This window comes from Aeromonas sp. 604443 (assembly GCF_049170315.1).
GTDB classification, from domain to species: domain Bacteria; phylum Pseudomonadota; class Gammaproteobacteria; order Enterobacterales; family Aeromonadaceae; genus Aeromonas; species Aeromonas veronii_A.
The window spans coordinates 181,474-198,345 of record NZ_JAAKMI010000001.1 but is presented as its reverse complement, the minus strand read 5'-3'; the positions used below and the strand labels follow the sequence as shown (position 1 = coordinate 198,345).

14 protein-coding genes are annotated in these 16,872 nt (G+C 60.8%); 6 read left to right on the top strand and 8 right to left on the bottom strand.

The window, feature by feature from the left end:
• The first annotated feature begins 67 nt into the window (after positions 1-67).
• A complete protein-coding gene (locus G5380_RS00850) occupies positions 68-1,663 on the top strand; it encodes a methyl-accepting chemotaxis protein (RefSeq protein WP_421254062.1) in 1,596 nt (531 codons plus the stop codon).
• Positions 1,664-1,797: 134 nt separating this feature from the next.
• Here G5380_RS00850 and G5380_RS00845 read toward each other — a convergent pair whose 3' ends face one another.
• A complete protein-coding gene (locus G5380_RS00845; protein WP_421352212.1) occupies positions 1,798-2,814 on the bottom strand; it encodes a S66 family peptidase in 1,017 nt (338 codons plus the stop codon).
• 265 nt (positions 2,815-3,079) lie between these two features.
• Here G5380_RS00845 and G5380_RS00840 point away from each other — a divergent pair, with 265 nt between their 5' ends.
• The 5 genes from G5380_RS00840 to cysG all read left to right on the top strand — a co-directional run bounded on the left by G5380_RS00840 (position 3,080) and on the right by cysG (position 8,621).
• Positions 3,080-3,922, top strand: a complete 843-nt coding sequence (locus G5380_RS00840; RefSeq protein WP_005333746.1) for a patatin-like phospholipase family protein — start codon at positions 3,080-3,082, stop codon at positions 3,920-3,922.
• A 200-nt stretch (positions 3,923-4,122) separates the two neighbouring features.
• The gene (gene asrA, locus G5380_RS00835) at positions 4,123-5,181 is read left to right on the top strand and encodes an anaerobic sulfite reductase subunit AsrA (protein ID WP_043819574.1); all 1,059 of its coding nucleotides are present in this window, start codon (positions 4,123-4,125) and stop codon (positions 5,179-5,181) included.
• Position 5,182: 1 nt separating this feature from the next.
• Complete coding sequence (gene asrB / locus G5380_RS00830) at positions 5,183-6,022, top strand: anaerobic sulfite reductase subunit AsrB (RefSeq protein WP_421352211.1); 840 nt, start codon at positions 5,183-5,185, stop codon at positions 6,020-6,022.
• 11 nt (positions 6,023-6,033) lie between these two features.
• Positions 6,034-7,044, top strand: coding sequence for a sulfite reductase subunit C (asrC, locus tag G5380_RS00825; RefSeq protein WP_040066440.1), 1,011 nt, complete (start codon positions 6,034-6,036; stop codon positions 7,042-7,044).
• A gap of 197 nt (positions 7,045-7,241) precedes the next feature.
• Complete coding sequence (gene cysG, locus G5380_RS00820) at positions 7,242-8,621, top strand: siroheme synthase CysG (RefSeq protein ID WP_421352210.1); 1,380 nt, start codon at positions 7,242-7,244, stop codon at positions 8,619-8,621.
• A 116-nt stretch (positions 8,622-8,737) separates the two neighbouring features.
• On the opposite strand, the gene G5380_RS00815 is transcribed toward cysG, so the two are convergent.
• The 7 genes from G5380_RS00815 to G5380_RS00785 form a co-directional block, all read right to left on the bottom strand.
• Positions 8,738-9,055 (bottom strand): heavy metal-binding domain-containing protein, encoded by a 318-nt coding sequence (locus G5380_RS00815; protein ID WP_201907086.1) that lies wholly within the window; start codon positions 9,053-9,055, stop codon positions 8,738-8,740.
• A 170-nt stretch (positions 9,056-9,225) separates the two neighbouring features.
• On the bottom strand, positions 9,226-10,014 hold the full coding sequence (dedD, locus tag G5380_RS00810) for a cell division protein DedD (protein ID WP_421204757.1): 789 nt from the start codon (positions 10,012-10,014) through the stop codon (positions 9,226-9,228).
• A gap of 74 nt (positions 10,015-10,088) precedes the next feature.
• Positions 10,089-11,348, bottom strand: coding sequence for a bifunctional tetrahydrofolate synthase/dihydrofolate synthase (gene folC / locus G5380_RS00805; RefSeq protein WP_421352209.1), 1,260 nt, complete (start codon positions 11,346-11,348; stop codon positions 10,089-10,091).
• Positions 11,349-11,350: 2 nt separating this feature from the next.
• Positions 11,351-12,214, bottom strand: coding sequence for an acetyl-CoA carboxylase, carboxyltransferase subunit beta (gene accD / locus G5380_RS00800; protein WP_005344944.1), 864 nt, complete (start codon positions 12,212-12,214; stop codon positions 11,351-11,353).
• Positions 12,215-12,333: 119 nt separating this feature from the next.
• The gene (gene truA, locus G5380_RS00795; RefSeq protein WP_216953903.1) at positions 12,334-13,143 is read right to left on the bottom strand and encodes a tRNA pseudouridine(38-40) synthase TruA; all 810 of its coding nucleotides are present in this window, start codon (positions 13,141-13,143) and stop codon (positions 12,334-12,336) included.
• A gap of 188 nt (positions 13,144-13,331) precedes the next feature.
• Positions 13,332-15,530 carry a FimV/HubP family polar landmark protein gene (locus G5380_RS00790; protein ID WP_421352208.1) on the bottom strand — a complete coding sequence of 733 codons (2,199 nt, stop codon included), beginning with the start codon at positions 15,528-15,530 and terminating at the stop codon, positions 13,332-13,334.
• A gap of 271 nt (positions 15,531-15,801) precedes the next feature.
• On the bottom strand, positions 15,802-16,818 hold the full coding sequence (locus tag G5380_RS00785) for an aspartate-semialdehyde dehydrogenase (RefSeq protein ID WP_421204753.1): 1,017 nt from the start codon (positions 16,816-16,818) through the stop codon (positions 15,802-15,804).
• Between the last annotated feature and the right edge of the window lie 54 nt (positions 16,819-16,872).

Genomic DNA, 16,872 nt, shown 5'->3' with positions numbered 1-16,872 from the left:
TCTCCTCGCCTACGCTCAGATGAAGCTGGAACAGATAAAACACAACAACGCATGGAACGCCCCGACTATGCATAACCTCTCCCTGAACTGGAAAATCTTTCTCCCTCTTGCGCTGGTCATCAGCACCACCTTTGGCCTCAGCTTCGAGCTCTCTGCCTGGCTGCAACGGGATCTCGCCATCCGGCTGGCAGAGGAGAAGGTTGAGAGCATGGCCAACACCTATATGGATCAGGTCAACGTGCTGATGATGACAGGTGGCATGGCCAACCGGCAGATAGTGCAGACCAAACTCAAGAGTGAAGCGGGCATTGTCGAGGCTCGTCTGGTTCGAGCCCCGGCCGTCAGCAACCTGTTTGGCCCGGGTTTCCCGGACCAGAAAGCCCAGGACAGCTTCGACGAACGCGCCATCAATCAGGGGGAAACCATCCTGCAGCAACAGGGTAACCAGCTCACCCTGATCAAGCCGTTCAAAGCCTACAAGGAGTATCGCGGTACCCAGTGCACCACCTGCCATCAAGTGCCTGAAGGCACTGTCATGGGAGCGGTGCGGATCAGTTACGATCTCAGCCATACCTTCGGCGAGATCCGCCACAACAACCTGATCCTGAGCGGCAGTCTGGCCCTTGTCTTCAGCCTCGGTTTCGGCCTGCTGTGGTGGGTATTGCAACGCTATGTAAAACACCCGCTGCGGCAACTGCAACGTACCATGCTCCAGATGGCCAAAGAGCGTAACCTCGCTATCCCCCTGCTCAACCAGAGTCAGGATGAGCTGGGCCAGATGACCCGTGCCGTCAATGAGATGGTGCAGGGCTTCAGGCACAGCCTGCAGGAAGTAGAAGGGGCGACCCATCAGCTCTATCAGGAGTCGAGCCAGATCCGTCAGGTGGCGACCCAGACAGAAAACTCGGCCCGTCAGCAAGAGTCGATGACCACTCAGGTTGCCGCCGCTGTAAGCGAGCTTGCGGCAAGCTCCCACGAAGTGCGCGAACATGCCCGCAAGAGCGCCGAGCTCTCCGCCCTCACCAATCAGGATGCCGCCAATACCAGCCGCCTCGCCCAGCACTCCATCATAGATATGGGCGAGATGTCGGCAGAAATTGATCGGGTGGATCAGGTGATCCAGCAACTCGATAGCCGCTGCCTCGCCGTTGACGGTGTGCTTGAGGTGATCAAGGGGATTGCCGATCAGACCAACCTGCTGGCCCTCAACGCCGCCATTGAAGCGGCCAGGGCCGGCGAGCAAGGCCGTGGCTTTGCGGTGGTAGCCGATGAAGTGCGGGCCCTCTCCAACCGTAGCCGTGCCGCCAGCGAGGAGATCTCCCAGATGATCGCCGCCCTGCAAAACGAGGCCCAAAGCGCCGTTGTGGTGATCGGGGATGCAAAAAGCAAAGCCGGTGAGAGCATCAGCAAGACAGAGGCGACCCTGGCGGCCATGCAAAACATCATTGGACGCATCGCCAGCATCAATGACCTCAACGCCCAGATGGCACAATCAGCAGAAGAGCAGGACAGGGTCTGCAGCGAAGTGGATCACGCGGTCAGCGACATTCGCAATACGTCCAATGACACTCTGGGTCAGGCCCATGCCGCCAACCTCGCCAGTATCCAGCTGGTCGAGCAGTGTCAAAAACTGGAGGCCTTGCTGAAAACCTACCGCTGGTAATCCAGCCAATGGCAACAAGCGCGCTCCCGAGTCGCGCTTGTTGCCGCAAACTACCCTTGATGGGCGGTGTCGAGCATTCATCAATCCTCTTCAGCACATAGCATGTGTGCTTCATCTCCCTTGGCAACATAGCCTCAACAGTCATCCCACCAGGGATCCAGCAAGGTGAGCTGCTGGCGGTCGAGATCGAGCGCTACCTCGATGCCCAGCGGCAGCGTCAGCATGGGGTGGGTATGGGCGCAGTCAAACTCCGCCAGAATGGGGAAGCTCGGCTCCCCAACCACCTCCAGCAGGATATCGAGGGGGCGCTTGCCGCAACCCTGATCGTTGAACAACTCGTGCTTGCCGAGGATAAGCGCGCCGATCCGCTCAAACACCCCGCACAGTTTGAGATGGGCAAAGGATCGCTCCACCGTCTCGGCAGATTTCAGGCTGTCCTCCAGCAGCAGAATGTCGCCACGCTCGATGGGCGGTATATAGGGGGAGCCCCAGATCCCCGCCATGGTGTTGAGGTTGCCGCCAATCAGCCGTCCCTCAACCCGGCCTGAGCCGACCGAGATCAGCCGATTGGGCTGGCACTGCTTGGCCCGGGTCTGATTCTCCCAGTCCAGCCGTTCATCGCTCCATTGCGCCGGGGTGGGCAGCGTGCAGGGGACGCCAGCTTCGTCGGCCAACGCAATCTGTAAAAAACTGGCCAGCGTCTCATCCACCAGCGGCGGCAACTCGCCAAAGGAGGCCACCAGCGCCGGGCCATAAAAGGTAACCAGGCCAGTTTTGGCATGGATGCCGAGCAGCAGCGCCGTCACATCGGAGTAGCCAACGATGATCTTGGGATCGCGCTTGAGCGCCTCAAAATCGAGGTAAGGGAGCAGGGAGTTGGAGTTGCTGCCACCAATCACCGACATGATGCAGCGTACTTCTGGGTCGCGAATAAGGGCATTGAGCTCCTCGGCCCGCGCGGCGATGGAGCCGGAACGCCAGTGATCCTGCTGGCCGGTGAGGCTGCCCGCCTTGAGCCTAAAGCCCTGCCCCTCAAGAAAGGCTTTTGCGCGGGCAAAACGGTTGGGTGCCCAGGCGGTCGCCGCGCTGGAGGGGGAGAAAAAAGCGATGGTATCGCCACGTTGGAGCAGCGGGGGAACCAATAACGTCATGACACACTCATCCTTGCCAATATCCAGCCATCACAGAGTCGTTGAGACTCCTACACAACCCCTTTGATCACAACGGGTTTATCACTATCGTTTAGAAATACAAAACACTTGATTCATTATTAACAGATATTCTAAACACCATCCCCTTCCTAGAATGACCTCATTGCGATGGCCAACCCCGGTTGGTTGTCAGAATGGTCGGCCTGACAGCCCGAGCGCTCTCTTTCCCACTTTTTCTCTCTGACTTATCAATGAGGTGCCTGTCATGAACAAAAACGCATCCCCCAGCGCATTGGTTGTAGAAGGCGGTGCCATGCGCGGCATATTTGCCAGCGGCGTGCTGGATGCGTTTATCGAGCATGACTATCGCCCCTTTGACTTCGCTATCGGTGTCTCGGCGGGGGCCACCAACTTGCTGGCTTATCTCGCCAGCCAGCATGGCCGCAGCCACGAGATCCTGACCAAACTGGCGTGCAGCCAGCAGTTTATGGATCCCCTGCGCTTTGCCAAAGGAGGCAATCTGGTGGATATCCACTGGCTGTGGAACACCAGCTGCCGCAAGTATCCCCTCGACATTCACGCCTACCGGGAGACCGGTATCCCCTTCTATGCGGTGGTGACCAATACCCTGACCGGCAAGGCGGAGTACATCCGGGTCAAGCCGGAGAACATGAACGAGGTGCTGCCCGCCAGCTGCGCCATTCCCCTCGCCTCCCACGAATACCCGGAGGTACACGGGGTACCGATGACAGATGGTGGGGTGGCCGACTCCATCCCGGTGATCGAGGCCTACCGCCGCGGTGCCCGTCACCTGACGGTGATCCTCTCCGAGCCCCTTGGCTATCGGCTCAAGCCGATGCCCTTCCCCTGGATGATCCGCACTCTACTCAAGACCCGCCCCGCGCTGGCACAGGCGCTGGAGCAGCGGGATCGCAGCTACAACGAGGCGCTCGATTTTATCGCCAATCCGCCGGAGGACTGCCAGATCGAGGTGATCGCCCCGGCCGACTACTTCCCCGTTTCCCGTTTTACCCGCGATATCAACAAGCTGGAGATGGGATACGTGATGGGCAAGTGCGCAGGCTATCAGGCCGCCCTGCTCAATTGACAAGGGTTTTACAGGCATGACCCGACCTGCCGCGACGCACGCGCCGCCAACACAATAACAATCGGGTCAGTTGAGCAACATGAGTCATAAAAACAGACCGTGGCGAGGCAAGCGCGGCCAGAACCGGTGCCAGACATCCTGACCGGCCCGCTCCTCATCCCTATGCCAGGGCATCTCACCCTCATACAAGGTGTTTATTTATGTCGTTTCTTCTCACCCATCCCGCGCTGGCGCAGCTGTTCGAGCGGCTGCTGCCCGATTACCGGATCATGGCGCCCGCGGCCGAATATCGGGGCGGCCGCTTCTCCGACACCGACAACGTCACCTACCACAGCATCCGCCATCCGGCCGATCTGGTGTGGCAGGAGAAGTCCCACTTCTCCCCGAAAGAGGTGGTGCTCCCCATCACCCAGACCCTGTTCCACTTCGACAATCTGGAGCTGCGCGAATCAAAGGTGGAGGCCAAGCCCACCCTGCTGTTCTTGCGCAGCTGCGATATCCACGCTCTGCGCAGGCTGGATCAGGTCTACCTGAAAAATGGCCAGAACAGCGACGTCTACTACGCCCGGCTGCGCAGCAAGCTCAAGCTGGTGCTGCTGGAGTGCCGCGAGAGCTTCGAGAACTGCTTCTGCGTCTCCATGGGCAGCAACGAGACCCAGGACTACGCCGCCGCCATTCGTCTGAGCGATGAGGGTGCCCGTATTGAGGTGAAGGATCCCGAGCTGCTCGGCTACTTTGCCGAACTGGGTGAATCCGACGACTTCACCCCGGAATTTGTCCAGAGCAACCCGGTCAAGGTACGCACCCCGGACAGCGTCTGTGACGACCCCCAGCGGATCCGCCAGATCCTCACCGCCCATCCGGTCTGGGCCGAGTACGACAGCCGCTGCATCGGCTGCGGCCGCTGTACCACCTCCTGCCCGACCTGCAGCTGCTACAGCGTGCACGACCTCACCTATGCGGAGAACCCCAAGCAGGGCGAGCGCCGTCGCCAGTGGGCCAGCTGCATGGTGGATGGCTTTAGCGACATGGCCGGTGGCCACGGTTTTCGCGCCAAGCATGGCGAGCGCCTTCGTTATCGCGCCCTGCACAAGGTCAACGATTACAAGGCCCGTCAGGGAGAGGAGCACATGTGCGTCGGCTGTGGCCGCTGCGACGATCGCTGCCCTCACTACATCTCCTTTAGCAACATCATCAACAAGATGACCGATGTGGTCGAACAGACCATCGCAGCCGACAACGCGCAGGGGGCGAACTGATATGTGCCAGTGCCAGCAAACCGCAACAGCAGAACCGCAGCAGGGCGTGGTCGAAAACCGCCTGCTGCCCAAGGCCTACACCATTCTGGCCATCGAGCGCCACACCGAGCTGGAGTGGAACTTTCGGGTCTCCCGCGACTTTGATGTCCACTACGGCCAGTTTGTGGAGATCTCCCTGCCCACCGTCGGCGAAGCGCCCATCTCGGTCTCCGACTATGGCGATGGCTATGTGGATCTGTTGATCCGCAAAGTCGGCAAGGTGACCGATGCGCTGTTTGCCCTCGATGTGGGCGACAAGGTGTGGATGCGCGGCGTCCACGGTAACGGCTATCCGCTGGAGACCTACCGCAACCAGCACCTCATCGTGGTGGCGGGCGGCACCGGCGTCGCCCCGGTCAAGGGGCTGCTGCGTCGCTTTAGCAAGCATCCGGAACAGGTGAAGTCCCTCGACATGATCCTCGGCTTCAAGAACGAGCAGGCGGTGCTCTATCGCCACGAGATGCAACTCTGGGCCGAACAGCAGAACCTCATCGTCACTCTGGACGAGGGCAAGGAGAGCGAGCAGTTTCGCATCGGCCGGGTCACCGACTACATCGACCAGCTGGATCTCTCGGATAGCGAGGATATCCAGGCCATCGTGGTCGGCCCTCCCGTCATGATCCGTTTCGTGGTACTCGCCCTGCTTGAGCGCGGTATCCCCAAGGATCGCATCTGGGTCGACTACGAACGCCGCATGGCTTGCGCCGTCGGCAAGTGTGGCCACTGCCGGATGGGCGACACCTATATCTGCGTGGATGGACCGGTCTTTCGTTTTGACCAGGCCCAGCATCTGATCGACTGAGGGAGAACACCATGAGTCTCGATATCGACATCATCAAGGCCCGCGCCAAGAACGAATACCGCCTCTCCAAGGTGCGCGGCGAAGCGATGATCAGCGTGCGTATTCCCGGCGGGATCATGCCCGCCCACCTGCTGGCGGTGGCCCAGCAGATCGCCGAACAGTACGGCAACGGCCTGATCCACCTCACCACCCGCCAGAAGCTGGCGATGCCCGGCATCAAGTATCAGGACATGGACAAGGTCAACGCCGCCCTCGAACCCTTTATCAAGGAGATCGAGGTGGAGACCTGCGGCATCGAGGTAGAGGACACCACAGCCGGTTACCAGACCATCGGCGGGCGCAACATCGTTGCCTGTCAGGGCAACACCATCTGCCAGAAGGGCAATATCGACTGCACCGGGCTGGCCCAGCGGATGGAGAAACACCTCTACCCCAACCCCTATCACCTCAAGATGGTGATCGCCGGCTGCCCCAACGACTGCGCCAAGGCCAACATGGCCGACTTCGGTATCCTCGGCATCGCCAAAATCCACTTCAATGCCGAGCGCTGTATCGGCTGCGGCGCCTGCGTCAAGGCGTGCAGCCACCACGCGGTGGATTGCCTCGCCATCAAACATGGCAAGGCGGTCAAGGAGGAGAGCAAGTGCATCGGCTGTGGCGAGTGCGTGCTGGCCTGCCCGACCCTGGCCTGGCAGCGGGATCCCAAGCAGCTCTACATGGTCAAGCTGGGGGGACGCACCAGCAAGAAGACCCCTCGTACCGGCAAGCTGTTCCTCAACTGGGTGACCGAAGAGGTGCTGCACGCGGTGATCAAGAACCTGTTCGAGTTCGAGGCCGAGATGCTGGATGGCAAGCCCATCTATCTGCACATGGGTCACCTTATCGACCGGGCCGGTTATCACAAGTTCAAGGAGCGGGTGCTGCGCGGCGTCACCCTCAACCCGGAAGCCATGGTCGCTGACCGCATCTTCTGGGCCGAAGATCAGTACGTCGCCAACATGCACGTCAAAGCGGTGCAATAGGAAAAACCTCGTTTGGGGAAGCGTGATCAAGTGGCCGACACCGGTGGGGATCTGTCGTTGGCCCGGGCGTAGATCACCCTTCCCCTTTTTTATTCCCGTCGGGGGATCTTTCCCCCGACCATCCGGGGTGCGTCACGGCGCGCCCTGCTATCTCGCCCGGCGCGGCATTGCGAGCGGGCCAGCATCCGGAGCCTGTTATGGACTTTCTCCCTCTCTTCTGTCAGCTGCAAAACAAGCCGGTCCTGATCGTCGGCGGCGGTGAGGTGGCGGTGCGCAAGGCGCGCCTGCTGCTCGATGCCAAGGCGAAGATCACCATCAATGCCCCCCATCTGGAACCCCAGCTGATGAGCTGGGCCGAGCAGGGTCGCCTGACCCTCTGCGCCGCCGATTTTCATCCCGAACTGCTCGATGGCAAGTGGCTGGTGATCGCTGCCACCAACCAGCAAGAGGTCAATCATCAGGTCTTTCACGAGGCGAACCTGCGCCAAATCTTCTGCAACGTGGTGGACTCTCCGGCCTACTGCAGCGCCATCATGCCCGCCATCATCGACCGCTCGCCGCTGATGGTGGCCATCTCCAGCGCAGGCGCGGCGCCGGTTCTAAGCCGCCAACTGCGGGAAAAACTTGAAGCCATGCTACCGCAACACCTCGGCCAGCTCGCGGCGCTGGCGGGCAAGCTGCGCGAGCGGGTCAAACTCATTCCGGACAAGCTGGCCCGCCGCCGCTTCTGGGAGCGGCTCTTTAGCCAAGACCGCCTCGCCCGCCAACTGGCGCGCGGCCAGCAACAGGCGGCCGAGCAGAGCGTCGCTGAGCTACTCGAGGAGCAACCGCAGAGCAAGGGAAGCGTCACCCTGGTAGGCGCGGGCCCCGGCGATGCGGGGCTGCTCACCCTGAGCGGTCTGCAGCAGTTGCAGCAGGCGGATGTAGTGGTCTATGACCGGCTGGTCTCGCAGGAGGTGTTGGCGCTTGTTCGCCGGGATGCCGAGCGGATCTTTGTTGGCAAGGAGGCGGGCCGCCACTGTGTGCCCCAGCAGGCGATCAACCAGCTGTTGCTGGATCAGGCTCGCCTCGGCAAACAGGTGGTGCGGCTCAAGGGGGGCGATCCCTTTATCTTTGGCCGGGGCGGCGAGGAGTTGGAAACCCTGGCCGAGGCGGGCATCCCCTTCTCGGTGGTACCGGGCATTACGGCAGCCTCAGGCTGCGCCGCCTACAGCGGCATTCCCCTCACCCACCGCGATCATGCCCAGCGGGTGCAGTTCATCACCGGCCACGACAAGGAGGGCAATATCGCCCAGGAGTGGTCGGCGCTGGCGGCCCGCCGCCAGACTCTGGTGTTCTACATGGGGCTGGCCCACGCCGCCCGCATTCAGGATGAGCTGCAAACCCACGGCATGCCCGGCCACACCCCGGTGGCGCTGGTGGAGCAAGGCACCCAGCTCAGTCAGCGGGTGGTGCGCGGCGAGCTGCAGCAGTTGGCCGAACTGGCCCGTCAGGTGAAGAGCCCGAGCCTCATCATCATCGGCTCGGTGGTCACTCTGGCCGACCAGCTCGACTGGTATGGCAACGGCAGAAATTGATCAATAAACGAGAAGGGCCAACAACCGGGTTGTCGGCCCATGGGCAGCCAGCAGTTATCCACTTTATCCGTGACCCTGCCTGCGACGGCAGTTGTAGGCAACCCTTGCGTGGCGCATCACACCAGCACGGCGGTACCACTGATACTGACCATCAGCATGCTGCCGTTCTGCCCCACCACCTCGTAGTCGATATCGATGCCGACCACCGCATTGGCCCCCAGCGCAGAGGCGCGCTCCTTGAGCTCATCAAAGGCAATCTCGCGGGCACGGGCCAGCTCTTTTTCGTAGGCGCCGGAGCGGCCACCGATAATGTCGCGGATCCCGGCAAAGAGATCCTTGAAGATATTGGCGCCAAGGATGGCTTCGCCCACCACGATGCCGCGGTATTCACGAATGCTCTTGCCTTCCAGAGTGGGGGTTGTCGAGAGGATCATCTTGAACTCCTATGGGTGACAGAGGGCTCAGACTAACCCAACTCCCCGTAAATCCCAACCGGGTGGTGGCCTGTACGACGTCGACCTTAAAAATCACGACGGCCAGATAAAAAAACACCGCGCACGGGGCGCGGTGTTTGTTTCAGAGGGCCATTGCCAACGGCAAGCCGTCACGGGTTGTAGGAGACCACCGAGCCACTGAGGCCGGTCATCTGGGAAATCCGCCCCTGCATCCCCTGCAGTTTGGCCTTGGAGACATCCGGCCCGATAAAGACACGGTTGAGCTGACCCTGCACCGGTGTGCGCGGCGAGGTGTGGGCAGAGTAGCCCGCCGCCCGCAGCTTGCTCACCAGCGCGTTGACGCTGTCGACGTTCTTGAAGGCACCAAGCTGGAGGATCCAGCTACCCTGCGCGGCCGCGGGTGCAGGTGTGGTCGACTGATTCATCTTGCTTTCAATCAGATCATCGAGGGACTTGATCTGACCCGCCTGTGGTTTGGCTGGCGCAGGTGCCTTGGCCACTTCAACCGGTTTGGCTGGCGTCGGCTTGGGTGCTGGCTTGGGCGGTTCGACCGGTTTTTTGGCCACCACTTCTGGCTTGGGCTGTGGCTTGGGTTGGGCATTCTGTTGCGACTGGACCGGTGCGGCAGGGGTTGTCGCCGGCTGCGCGCCGTTGCCCTGACCGGCGAGGGTCATGGGGTCAGCCACCTCTTCCACTTGCCACTGCTGGGCCGCAGAGGCCTGTTGCTGGCTGGCCAGATGATCGGCGGGCAGGCTGCTGGCTGCCGAGACCTGCAGCGCAGGCTTGGCAGGCTCCAGCTCGGGGCGCAGCGGGATCTTGGCAAAGGCCTCCTCCTTTTGTGCCAGCTTGTGACCATCCAGCAAGTCCGGCAGGAAAATAACAACCAGGGCCACCAGGATGACGGTGCCCACCAGACGGTTTTGAAACTTCGAGGCCAAGTTGAATCCTACCTTTACGTAACTCAATATGCGATTTGGCTCCCCGCCCGAGGGCTGGGGAGCCGGGGCGTGGCCTAGACGGCGACACCCGCCAGAATGTCGGCGACAGTGTAAAACGAACCAAACACAATGACCATATCGTCCGGACTCGATGCGGCCAACGCTGCCTGATAAGCGGCGCTGACATCATCAAACTCCCTGGCAGGCCCCTTGCCCTCTCCCAACGCCGCAGCCAGTTGCGCAGCGGTGGCGGCGCGCGGGCCGGTGAGGCTGGCCAGATACCACTCGCCGATCAGACCCTCGAGCTCAGCAAGTGACCCCGCCATGTCCTTGTCTTTGAGCATGCCGACCACGGCACGGCGCACACCCGTGCAGGGCATCTTGCGCAATTGCGCGGCCAGATAGGCTGCCGAATGGGGGTTATGGGCCACATCGACGATCACCAGCGGCGCACTTTGCAACTGCTGCATCCGGCCAGCCAGCCGGGCATTGGCAAGCCCGTCACGAATGGCGAACTCCGGCAGCGGCAAGCCGAGGGATTCCAGCGCCGCCAGCACGGTCACCGCGTTCATCAGCGGCAGCGCCGGTTTTGGCAGATCCCGCCACTGGTTGAGGCCGTGATAATCCCAACCGCTCTCGTGCTCATCGCCACGAAAATCGAGACCGACCTGACGCAGGTTGGCGCCAAGACGCTGTGCTTCGCTCGCGATAGTCGCAGGTGGATTGGGCTCACCGCTGATGGCGGGTTTGCCGGCGCGATAGACCCCAGCCTTCTCCACCGCCACGGCTTCACGGGTATCACCCAGCCAGTCGCAGTGATCGAGGGCAATGGAGGTGATCATCGCCACATCGGACTCCACCACATTGGTGGCGTCGAGCCGACCACCCAGCCCCACCTCCAGCAGCAGCACATCGGACGCGGCGCGGCGAAACAGCCACAGCCCAGCCAGTGTCGCGAACTCGAAGAAAGTGAGGGCAATCTCGCCGCGAGCCGCTTCCACCTCGGCAAAAGCGGCGCAGTGATCGCTGTCGGGTAGCTCTTGCCCGTTGATCCGCACCCGCTCGGTAAAGCGCAGCAGATGGGGAGAGGAGTAGACGCCGACCTTATAGCCTGCGGCCATCAGAATGCTGGCCGCCATGGCACAGCTGGAGCCCTTGCCGTTGGTACCCGCCACCGTGATCACCTTGAACGGCAGTTGGGTCAGCCCCATACGCCGGGCAACGGCACCGACCCGATCCAGACCCATGTCGATATTGACCGGATGGATCTGCTCCAAATAAGAAAGCCAGTCGACAAGCGACCGGCTTTGGGATTGTTGCATGTTTGAACTCATCTTCACTCTTCGATGACGTGAGTATTCAGCATTTTGGCGAGCAGGCTGGCCAGACGGTTACGCATGTCGCGACGATCGATAATCAGGTCGATGGCCCCCTTCTCCAGCAGGAATTCGGAGCGCTGGAAGCCTTCCGGCAGTTTCTCGCGTACGGTCTGCTCGATAACGCGCGGGCCGGCAAAACCGATCAGCGCCTTGGGCTCGCCCACGTTGATGTCACCCAGCATCGCCAGACTGGCGGAAACGCCCCCCATGGTGGGGTCGGTCAGCACAGAGATAAAGGGCAGGCCAGCCTTGGAGAGTCGGTCTAGCGCCGCGCTGGTCTTGGCCATCTGCATCAGGGAGAAGAGGGCTTCCTGCATGCGGGCACCACCAGAAGTGGAGAAACAGACCAGACCGCGGCCCTCCTTGATGCACTCCTCGACAGCGCGCACGAAGCGGGCACCGACCACGGAGGACATGGAGCCACCGATAAAGGAGAACTCAAAGGAACAGGCGACAACCGGCACCCCTTTGAGGGTCCCTTTCATGACCACCAGCGCATCTTTTTCTCCTGTCGCTTTCTGGGCGGCAGACAAACGATCCTTGTAGCGCTTGGAATCCTTGAATTTCAGTACATCCTGCGGCTCCAGCTCGGCACCGATCTCGGTACGACCCTGCTCGTCGAGGAAACTCTCGAGACGGGCGCGAGCGCTGATGCGCATATGATGATCACACTTGGGGCACACTTCGAGGTTGCGCTCCAACTCTGCCCGGTAGAGCACCTGTTCACAAGCACTGCACTTGGTCCACACCCCTTCCGGAATGTTGTGACGACGGGGTGCAGTGATCTTGCTCTTGGGAAGAATCTTCTCAAGCCAGCTCATGGAATTCCTTAATGCTTTTGTGCCTGACAAAACGCATCGAGCCTAGATTGTTCAATGACTTAATAGCTCGATGGCAACAAATGACGGGTCATTAAACCACAATTTTTCGGGCGCAGTTACTAAAAACTGGTCGTACCCGGTGCCGAGTCCGGCAGCCACAGCGGGCCGAGCGGCAACTGCGGCAGAGCAAACTCGGCCGGGTAATCCACGTCGACCAGATAGAGGCCACCGGCCTTGGCGGTCGGCCCGGCCAGATTGCGATCCTTGGCAGCCAGCACCTCGGCAATCCACTCCACCGGTTTGAGCCCCTGCCCCACCAGCAGCAGGGAGCCGGTGATATTGCGCACCATGTGGTGCAGGAAGGCGTTGGCCTTGATGTCGAGCACGATGTAGGGGCCGGAGCGGCTGACGCACAGATGGGTCACATTGCGCCACGGGGTGTTGGATTGGCAGGCGACGGCACGGAAGGTGCTGAAGTCATGCTCCCCCAGCAGGCTCTGGCCCGCCTGGTGCATCAACTCGGCATCGATGGTCTCGTGGTAGTGGCTGACGCCACTGCCGAGGATCGCCGGACGGAAGTTGTGGTTGTAGATGACGTAACGGTAGCGACGGGCGGTGGCGCTGAAGCGGGCGTGGAACGTTTCGTCCACCTCCTTGACCCAGCGCACGGCGATATCCGGCGGCAGGTTGGAGTTGAGCCCCAGGGTCCAGGCCCCTTCGGCACGGTTCGCCTCGGTATCGAAGTGGATCACCTGGCCGGTCGCATGGACGCCGGCATCGGTGCGCCCGGCACACTGGATGGAGACAGGGTGGTTGGCGATCCGGCTGATGGCCTTCTCCAACTCCTCCTGCACGCTGATCACTTCACGCTGACGCTGCCAACCGAAATACCGGCTGCCGTCATATTCAATACCTAGGGCAATTCGCATGGATAAACTTGTCTTGTTGTGAAACGCAGTGAAAGAAACGGGGCGGATTATACGCGCTCAACTCGAAAAGTCCCACAAACCGCCTGATTGGCTTGCATGGGCGGAGAATTCACCCTGTGCAAATTGCCATGAAGAAGGGGGCAGCCAATGGCTGCCCCCTTCTTGCTGATCCCGCGACAGGGACAATTTTACCCCAACCGCTTGAGCAGTTTTTCTGCCTCGGCACGCTGATGCTCGGTGCCCTGCTCTGCCGCTTCTTGCAGCAGCTCGCGGGCGCTATCCTTGTCGTCGATCTCGAGGTAAGCGCGGGCCAGATCCAGCTTGGCCCCCACACCGCCGTCATCGGCATCCACATCAAAGCCGGTGGATTCAGGCAACACCTCGGGGAAACCATCGAGCCCCACGTCCAGCGAGAGACCCTGATAGGGCTCCTGCTCCGGCGCGGTGGCATCCGCATCGGCCAGCAGCTTGTCGATCTCGACGTAACCGCTTGCCTGGGCCTGTTCCCTTGGCTGCAATTCTGCCGGATGAGACTCCACTTCGGTAAAGGCATCCTCGAAATCGGAGAGCGCCAGTTCGTTGGGATCCCACTCAAGATCGAGCTCGGTCTCCTTGCCTTTGGTTGGCTCAAGCCCCAACTCGGCCAACATATCATCAGCCGAACCATCCACGCTCAAGTCGATGGCATTATTGCCCTCGCCCGCAGCCGGTTTATCCAGCTCATTTTCAAAATCACCCAGATCAAAACTGGCCAGATCATCAGCAGCCGTACTCTTGCTGCTTGCACTCAACTCCGGTTCCAGATCAGCCGAAAGATCCGCATCCAGCTCGGCAAACAGGGCTGCCTGCAGCTCCTCTTCGCTCATGAGCTCATCAGCATCCCTGGACTTGGGATTGAACTCGCTGGCCAGATCCATGTCGGGTTCATTGGCCAACGCGACAGGCTCATCCAGCGAGAGATCGAGATCCGGCACCAGATCCGGGTCACGACTGGCTGACTGGGCAGCCATTCGCTCCGGCTCGAAACCTTGCAGATCGATCTCGCCATCGTCGCTGAAAACCAGATCAACATCCGGCTTTTTAGCCGGTTCATCTGGCTCGACCGGCATAAAGCCATCAGGGGTATTGAGATCCGGCACCGGGCGTACCGGCTCGTTGTCGGTCACATCGACACTCAGCAGATCGTCAAACTCGCTCTGCTCCTGATCCATCATCATGGCGGTGGACTCGGAGAGGCTCTTCTCCTGCTCCTCCAGCTCGCGACGGGCACGGGCCCGCAGCCACAGGGTCACCAGCGCCAATACCAGCAGCACCGGCAGCAGGATGATCATGGCAAGGTTGAGCGGTGAGGAGAGCAGCTCCATCAGCCAGTGCTGCTTGGGTTCAGGCTCTGCCACCACGGGGGGGACAGGTCTGGCCTTCAGCTCGGCGAGCTCTTTTTGCAGCGCGGTCTGATCCTGCAACTGGGCCTTGAGGGTCTCGACCTCTTCGGTGAGAGATTGCAGGCGCAGTTTGAGCCTGTGGTTCATCTCGGTCACCTGACCGAGCTGGGCATTGGCATCTTCCAGTGCCAGCGCCATCTCGGTGGCCGGTTTGCCCACCGGTTTTTCCAGATCGGAAGGCAGAGGCGCCGGTGTGGTGCTTGCTGCGGCGCTCGTCGCCGGGACTGGGACTGGGGCCACCGCCTCTTTTGGCGCAGGCTCGCTCGCCTTGACAACATCTTTGGTTTCAGCAGACGGTTGCGGTGCTACGACAGGAGCAGGAATGGGTGCCGCTTTTGCCGCAGGCAAGGGAGCTGGCGCGGTTTTCACCGGTTCGGCTTTGGCAGTCTCAACCTTCACGGGCTTGGCCGCCGGTTTGGCGCCATGGGCCTGCTTCTCGGCGAGATACTTGGGACTCAGCCCCTTCCAGCTGGCGTTGTCACTGCGGAATCTGGCTCGCGCCTGAGCGTCGGTGATGACGCTCGCTTCGGCCACGGTCGGCAGCAGGATGCGTGACCCCACCAGAATGTGGTTGATATTGCCATCGGCAAAACTGCGGGGGTTTTTCTCGTAGATCGCCACCATGGTCTGGTAGACGCTGACACTACTGGAAGGACGGTATTTGCTCGCCAGACTCCAGAGGGTATCGGTTGGACGAACAGGGCCATAATTACCGGCATTGGCCGTGACCTGACGTACCACCGGCTGGGCGGTTGCACGTACCGGTTGCGCCACGGGTCTGGCGACCGGTTGCGCCAGCGGCTGGGAATTGACGGCTGGAGGTGCGGGCTCGTCAGGGCCTTTTAGCTCGACAAAAAAAGGCTCCCGCGCAGCGTCTTCAGCCTGGACGGAGCCCAGCAGACCCAATGCGAGTAGCGTTGCCAATGTTATGCGGGAATGTCCCATATTCGTTCCTTCGTATGACGGCCCTATCACATTGAAAAATCTGGATAGTTACCCCAAAACAGTCGGTTCAATATAAATCAGGCTCGCGTCGCAAGCCAGTAGTCCGACACATTTAGCACCCGACTTGTCTCTGAGTGTAGGAAAAAACTTAATCAGTTGATATCGCAACAGAATCTTGAAGTGACGGAGTGCGGCATGGGTCACACCCCCGATTTATCACAGGCCGGATGCGCAGCACTCCCTGCTGCCCATCTGTGGCATCTGACCAGCCTTACAGATAGTCGCGAACCAGCAGCTCGGCAATCTGTACACTGTTGGTTGCCGCGCCCTTACGAACGTTATCGGCCACGATCCACATATTGATACCACTCGGGTGAGAAATATCCTGGCGCACCCGACCCACCAGCACCTCATCCTTGCCGGTTGCGTCACGCACCGGGGTCGGATAGTCCCCTTCGTCATCAAACAGGGTCACACCCGGCGCATTGCGCAGCAGGTCCTTGACCTGTTCGGCATCGAGCGGCTGGTGCAGCTCGACGTGTACCGCCTCGGCGTGGCCGTAGAAGACCGGCACCCGCACGCAGGTGGGGTTCACGGCAATGTTGGCATCGCCGAGGATCTTCTGGGTTTCCCACACCATCTTCATCTCTTCACGGGTGTAGCCGTTGTCGGTGAAGCTGTCGATCTGCGGGATCAGGTTAAAGGCGATCTGTTGCGGATAGAGGGTCGGTTCCACCGGACGACCGTTGAGCAGATGAGCGGTCTGACCCGCCAGCTCGCTGACCCCCTCTTTGCCGGAGCCTGACACGGATTGATAGGTGGCCACGTTGATGCGGGCAATGCCCACTTCGTCGTGCAGCGGCTTCAGGGCCACCAGCATCTGGATGGTGGAGCAGTTGGGATTGGCGATGATGTTGCGATTGCGAAAATCGGCCAGCGCATCCGGGTTCACTTCCGGGATCACCAGCGGGATATCTTCGTCGTAACGGAAGCAGGAGGTGTTGTCGATGACGATACAACCGTGCTCGGCAGCAATCGGCGCCCACTTGGCAGATACCTCGGCACCGGCGGAGAAGAGTGCGATCTGCACCTGGCTCCAGTCAAACTCCTCCACATCGAGGATCTCGAGGTTCTTGCCGCCAAAGCGCACTGTATCACCGGCGCTGCGGCTGGAAGCCAGCGGATAGAGGGTCGCTACCGGAAATTCGCGCTCTTCCAGGATCTCGATCATCGCCTGACCCACGGCGCCGCTGGCACCCAATACCGCTACGTTAAACTGCTGGCTCATTCTGTTCTCCTCTGATAATGCTGCAATGGCGCCGGGTGGCACCATGGTCGGCAG